Genomic DNA, 6,410 nt, shown 5'->3' with positions numbered 1-6,410 from the left:
AAAAGCTGAAATGCGCAAAAATCCGGTCTCTATGCTCAAAAAAGCCAGAAATGCGCAAAACCCGAGGTCCTGTGCTCAAAAAAAGCTGAAATGCTCAAAATTCCGGGTCCTGTGCTCAAAAAAAGCTGAAATGCGCAAAAATCCGGTCTCTATGCTCAAAAAAGCCAGAAATGCGCAAAACCCGAGGTCCTGTGCTCAAAAAAAGCTGAAATGCTCGAAATCCCGGGTCCTATGCTCAAAAAAAGCTGAAATGCGCAAAACCCGACCCCCTCCGCTCAAAAAAAAGTAATACACACCCCCCAGCTCCTCCGCTCCAAAACAAAAAAACCTCCTCCCCACAAAGGAAGAAGGCCAACACTCATTAATTCGAAGTCACTTTTTCAAAGTACGTTTTCATTTCTGAACTCACTTGCTCAAGCTCATTAATGAGCTGACTAAAATCAGTAACGAGACCTGACTGTTCGTCAGAGGCTTGCTTAATTTTGCTTACACTCTTTACGAGAGCTTCCATGTGACTTTGGATATCTTCGAGAGATTCATTGATTTTACCGGTTGTTTTTGTCGTTTCGTCTGATAGCTTTCGAACTTCTCCTGCGACAACGGCAAATCCTGCTCCGGCTTCTCCAGCTCGAGCTGCTTCAATTGAAGCATTCAAGCCGAGTACCTTGGTTTGGCGTTGGATGTTTGTGATTTCTTCTGCGGATTCTACTGTTTGATCTGTCAAAGTTAAGGATTGAGTCGATTGGTGAGAAATCTGTTCACTTGATTGGGCTAATTGTTTTGAGTGATCGGCGACAACCTTTGAAGCCTCTTGAAGTCCATCAATGATCCCACCAATTGTATGCATATATTCATCAAGCTGTCGTTTTGATTCCAATGAACGAACCGCTGCGAATTGCCCAATCACTTGACCTGTTTCATCCTTAATCGGAAATGCACGCACAAATACAGGAACACCATAAACTTCCTTAGGCAAGGTTTCGGATGTGTATTCGCCAGCGAAAACCTTCTTTGCATTGGTATCATCCTTGGCTAGTGGACTTCCAACAGGTATATCTAAATCGATTTCTGTACTCGGAAGGAACGATAGAAACTTCTCTCGATCTGTAATCACAATTAAGATATCCTTCCCAAACACGGTTTGAATATCCTCTGCTGCATGTACTAAACTCTCTAATTGATTCAACTTACTTTCATCCTCTCATTGCCAAGCTACTTTACTTATCGACTTAATCTAAACAACATTTTTTGCACAAAATTTGACAATGAGCATTACTGTCTACTCAATATATAATCGAATCACTTAACTATGATTCTCCATCACAAGGTCAAATGTACTATTACTCTATACCCTGTTTTTGAAATTTTAATAGGCTAACTTATAAGAAAATCCACGTTTTTCCTAATCTACCTCAGGGAAAAGATTAATATCTTTAAAAAAGAGGTGAGACGATGAGACAGCTTTCCACAATTCACAAGGCTTTACTTGGTCTCTTACTAGTTATTCTCATCTTAGAATTAGTCGGGGTCATTTCATTTATAGGTGAGCCAATCATCCAGCATTCTATTCGTGCTGGTGTTATCCTCATGCTTATCTACCAACTCTTCATAGCCAAACAACAAGAAAAAAACCAATCTCACCAGTAACCAAGCTAGCTGCCACCCACCCGGGTGGTTGCTTTTTCTTGTGGTTGGACACGCTAACTTGGTAGGATACATAAGTACGTATTTTGACATTGGAGGATCAACCATGAGCAACGATATTTTCCGCATCGCGACAAAAGAGGATGCGCCTGCTTTTCTTGAATTAATGAATACAGCCTTTAAACCACTCGCCGACATGGGCATCGACTGGCCTTCCACTCGCGCAACGCTTGAGATGGTCACTGAAAATATAGAGAAATCGACAGCGGTTGTGCTTGAACGCGATGGTCGACTTGTATCAACGATTACAATCCGATTCCCTTGGGAGAGCACCACACCTGTTTCCGGTTATCCCTTTGTCTGGTGGTTTGCGACAGCTCCTGACTTAAGTGGTCAGGGCGTTGGCAACAAGCTGATGGACTATGTGGAGAACGAGCTCCTTATAAATACATTTAAGGTACCAGCCTACGTGCTCGGCACCTCAGGCCGCAAGCACCCGTGGCTGCTAGATATGTATAAGCGTAAGGGGTATGTGGATTACTTTAGTCATGAGAATGACAACGGGGATCTTGGTGTGTTGATGTACAAGGTGTTGATTCCGGAGCGATTTGATAAGGATGTTCTTGGAACGCCGCCGATGGGGAAATAATAAAAGAGTATTTAGCCAAACCGCACACCACTCGTGCGGTTTTTTAGTTGCAAAAGTACAGTGTTACTGTACTGTGTGAAAACGTTACAAGTGTGCATAGAATCAAGGTTTTCCAAATAAATAAGCACATTGGTAACTATGTAATATTGATACTTTCTTTTACAAACTGTACTAAATAAATAGTTACTTTTACATAGTTCTTTTGTATAATGGAAAAATGTGTTTATAAAATGGAAGGGGAGTGGATTGAAATGAGTACAAGCTGGAAAGAAAAGATGGAGGAAGGTCTCTCCAAGGTTCAAGGTGGGATTGATCAAGGAAAGCAGAAAATCCAAACCACTCAAGAAACGATGAAAATCAAACGTGAGATTCAAGAGCAGTCTCGATTAAAGGCAGAAGCCTTACTGAAATTAGGTCAATTAACGTACAAAAAGCTACGCGCAGGATCTATTCAAGATCGTGAATTACTTGATGCGAGCGCTGAAATCGTTGAGCAGGACACGTTCATCTACCAAAAAAATAAAGAACTCTCACTTCTGAACGAACAAGCAAAAGACGGGGCGGTTTGTGAATCATGTCAAAAAGTGAATGATGCGAATGCAGCGTTCTGCGGAGGCTGTGGCGCAGAAATGAAAAAGCAGGATCAACCTGAGGCAACAACTGTTACACCTTGTCCGACTTGCAAAACAGATATGCCTGAAGGGGCAAACTTCTGCCCATGCTGTGGAACGGCAACAACAAATTCAACAACCATCTAAGACGAGACGGAGGAAGCTATGTACTGTAAACAATGTGGAACAAAAAACGCGGCAGGTTCCTTGTACTGCCAACATGATGGAGTCGAATTAGAGGCTTCAGTGAAAGAAACAAAAACCCCTATATTAAGCGCGCAAAAAATGGCTCACTGTACAACATGCAGCCACTCGTTACCAACTGATGCTCTGTATTGCACACATTGCGGGATGTCGACGGAGACGGTTGAGTCAGTTAACACACAATCTCAGCCTGCGGATACACCAAATGCAGCTCCGGCACAACAACCATCAGAACCAATCTCATATGTAAAATTAGCGATTTATCCAGTTATTGCACTTATTATATTAAGCATTATTTCCGCTATGGTAGCAGGATTGTTTAATCAAATTCTAGCTGATGAACTGTTTGGGATGGGTAGCTTAGGAGTAAGTATTTTCTCATTTCTAGATATTCTTCTTATTCTTCATTTTGTGAGTACAGTGTTCAGTTTAGACGGTGGGTTTATAGATGTGTCTCTCGTCATGCAAGGAGGTTTTATCCTTTATCTAATCGTCCCAGCTCTTGTATTTACAGTGATCGGCTTGTTGTTAGGGAAGAAGAGTCGAGGAATCCTACCTGTGAAACTAACTCGCACAATCGTGATTCCAGCAGCAATCTATTCACTTCTCCTAGCTGTCCTTAGCTTATTTGCGTCCAGGTCGATTGAAGTGATGGATGGTGGATTTGTATCCGTGTCCGCGACAGCATCCTATGGATTTTTTAGTGCAATCATTCACGCCTTTGTCATCAGTGCGTTATTTATGCTCATTGGTTTAACGATCAGCCGTAAATTCTATGAATTTAGTTATCTAGCAGCGTTTAAACGTGCAATGATTCATTCTGCATTATGTGTTGCGTTACTCCTGGGAGTGGCTGGACTGACTACTGCTTCAGATAGCGGATCAAATGATGGGGCTGAAACGTTCGTAACAGCAACGCAACTAACGGCTTACTTCTGGCATGTTAGTCACTTTCTTACCATTTCAGCTGATGCCTATATAGATTATGAAAGCTATACGATTAGCTATAACGCGTTAACAGGAGCGAAGTCGTCAATCGGCGATGAATATGAAGAAGAAGAAATCAATGAATTAGCAGGAATGGCCAGAATCTTGTTTATCATTCCTCTTATTGCACATGGATTAGCAGGATTCTTATGGATCGCTAAGCAACAGGTCCCATTACGTCGTTCAATCGGTGCATATGCAATCTCGGCTGGACTCATTCATATGGCATTCATTTGGCTGTCCTCGATTAATATCTATTTCCTGGAATACACCGCAGTAATTGGAGCTTCTTCAATATTAGGCTTCATCTTTACTATGATTATTGCTGGAGCAGCTGCGTGGGCAGGATATCAAATCAAACAAAAATTCTTTGCATAAGAGTGGAGTGAGCTAATGAAGAAACTAGCAGCCCTAGGTTTCCTCTCTGTAAAGTAAAATAAATAAATATCAACCAGGAGTGAACACTATGCAAAAATGCCCTGAGTGTAATCAACTTAATAAAGATCAATCATTCTGCAGTAAATGCGGAACGAAATTACCAGAGCTCGTTACAACAAGTAAAGGCAAAACACCAATGAGCAAGAAAACAAAAATCATGGCAGCAACGGGTGTAGGTGTCGTTGTTTTGGCAACGGCCTTTGTTTTCACTGGGAAAGCCATGGCAGATAAAGAGAAAGTGCTAGATTCGTTTGTTGAGGCATTAAACGAAGGAAACGTATCAAAAGTGAAGAAGAATCTTGCTTCAAGTAACAAAGATTTAAAAGTGACGGATCAGCATGCAGAATCTTTGATTGCTTACATGAAGCAGGATGAGGGTGCTTTTGTAGGGCTAGAGGGTAAATGGGAAGCGGATGCTGGTATGTTATCAAAATGGGACTTAGAAAATGAGTACTATTATTACAGTTACTATGAGGACTTCCCAGTAACCTATGAAAAAGTAGGGAAAACGTGGTTATTCTTTGATAACTACGCGTTTGTTTTAGAAGCATCTCCGGTAATTGTGCGAAGCGAATCGCCTGATCTGACTCTCACGGTTGACGGTGAAGCAGTTGATTCAACGTATAAAGATAGTGAATACAATCTTGGCGAATACTTGCCTGGACTCTATAAGCTTGTAGGTAAAGTAGAGAATGATTTTGGAACAAATGAAAAAGAAGTAGAGCTTAATGTATATGACTCTACTACCCATTATATGGACTTTGATTTAAATACAGCCACATTTATCACAGACAACTATATCGCTGGGACGAAACTTATTTTTGAAGATATTGACAAAGAACTAGACGTGACATCTGGATACTTTGAGTTTGGTCCATTACTAACTGATGGAACCATATCCTATCACATTGAATCTGAGACACCGTTTGGGAAGTTGTCCAGTCCAGCTCTCACCATCGATGAATCAACATTTAGCGCAGCTTTGGCACCGGATGATGAATTAAAACAAGAATTGACGAGTGCTATCAGTGGCGCTCTATTGTCAAAGCGAACTGCTTACCAAGAACAAGATACAAATAAATTAGATTTTCTAAGTGGAGAGTCTTTAGAGGAAGCCAAGGATCAAATTGAATATTCCATTGATTACGAGCATTACTACGCGGGATATTTAAATCAAATCGGAATTGATTGGAATAATACAAGGCTATCTCCAGTGGGTACCATTTGGAAAGCAATTCTTCCAACCAAGATCGTCTGGGAACAGTCTTGGTATTATAAGGGAGACACACCGAATATTGAACCATTAGAAGAAGAAGTGGAATTTGAACTCATCTATAGTGAAGAAGGCTGGAAAGTAACATCAAAGACTGATGCAAGTTATGTTGAGTCAACAGAGACCTATAATTTTACTCGTGACGAGCAAAACGAGAGTTCATCAACAGAGGCCTCGATTACAGAAGGACAAAAGAACAAACTGTCAGAGAACGCGGCAAGTGCTTTAATTGAGAATTTTGGTTTTTACTATGCGAACGCTGTAAATTGGGGTGACGCAGATTATCTTGATGATGTTGGGACAACTGAATTCAAAAAATATATGGAAAAAGATATTCTTGATTTTTATAAAAAAGACATCTCTGAAAGCTTTGTAGAAGCAGAAGTAACAAGCAGGTCTGAAAACGAAGATGGAAGCTATACCATTCAAACAATAGAAGTCTATGAGATCTACCATCCAGAAAATGGTAACAGTGAGAAAACATTTACTGGAACATACAAAGCAATATATGACGAAAAGAACGAGACTTGGCTGTTGAATGAGCTAGTTAAAATCGATACAGTTAGTAGTGTGGATTTGTAATATAGAAGAGCGCATGGTTGGG

General features: G+C 40.8%; 7 protein-coding genes. 6 read left to right on the top strand and 1 reads right to left on the bottom strand.

Annotated features, from left to right (window positions below):
* On the top strand, positions 1 to 289 hold a 289-nt coding region (locus ACQKKO_RS01490), incomplete at its 5' end, for a hypothetical protein (RefSeq protein ID WP_498643616.1).
* 72 nt (positions 290 to 361) lie between these two features.
* Here ACQKKO_RS01490 and ACQKKO_RS01485 read toward each other — a convergent pair.
* The gene (locus ACQKKO_RS01485) at positions 362 to 1,186 is read right to left on the bottom strand and encodes a methyl-accepting chemotaxis protein (protein WP_498643614.1); all 825 of its coding nucleotides are present in this window, start codon (positions 1,184 to 1,186) and stop codon (positions 362 to 364) included.
* A gap of 266 nt (positions 1,187 to 1,452) precedes the next feature.
* Here ACQKKO_RS01485 and ACQKKO_RS01480 point away from each other — a divergent pair, with 266 nt between their 5' ends.
* From ACQKKO_RS01480 to ACQKKO_RS01460, 5 genes are all read left to right on the top strand, one after another.
* Positions 1,453 to 1,647, top strand: a complete 195-nt coding sequence (locus ACQKKO_RS01480) for a hypothetical protein (RefSeq protein ID WP_498643612.1) — start codon at positions 1,453 to 1,455, stop codon at positions 1,645 to 1,647.
* 103 nt (positions 1,648 to 1,750) lie between these two features.
* Entirely contained in the window at positions 1,751 to 2,293 is a 543-nt protein-coding gene (locus tag ACQKKO_RS01475) for a GNAT family N-acetyltransferase (RefSeq protein ID WP_498643610.1), read from the top strand.
* Between the two features lie 251 nt (positions 2,294 to 2,544).
* Positions 2,545 to 3,051: a zinc ribbon domain-containing protein gene (locus ACQKKO_RS01470; protein ID WP_498643608.1), complete on the top strand. Its 507-nt coding sequence runs from the start codon at positions 2,545 to 2,547 to the stop codon at positions 3,049 to 3,051.
* Positions 3,052 to 3,069: 18 nt separating this feature from the next.
* The gene (locus ACQKKO_RS01465; protein ID WP_498643606.1) at positions 3,070 to 4,473 is read left to right on the top strand and encodes a zinc ribbon domain-containing protein; all 1,404 of its coding nucleotides are present in this window, start codon (positions 3,070 to 3,072) and stop codon (positions 4,471 to 4,473) included.
* Between the two features lie 88 nt (positions 4,474 to 4,561).
* A complete protein-coding gene (locus ACQKKO_RS01460) occupies positions 4,562 to 6,388 on the top strand; it encodes a TcaA second domain-containing protein (protein ID WP_498643604.1) in 1,827 nt (608 codons plus the stop codon).
* Positions 6,389 to 6,410 lie beyond the last annotated feature (22 nt).

The sequence above is a fragment of the Alkalihalobacillus sp. NPDC127517 genome (assembly GCF_050276055.1).
Classification (GTDB): domain Bacteria; phylum Bacillota; class Bacilli; order Bacillales; family Bacillaceae_D; genus Alkalicoccobacillus.
The sequence above is the reverse complement of the archived record's forward strand: the minus strand, read 5'-3'. Positions and strand labels throughout refer to the sequence as shown.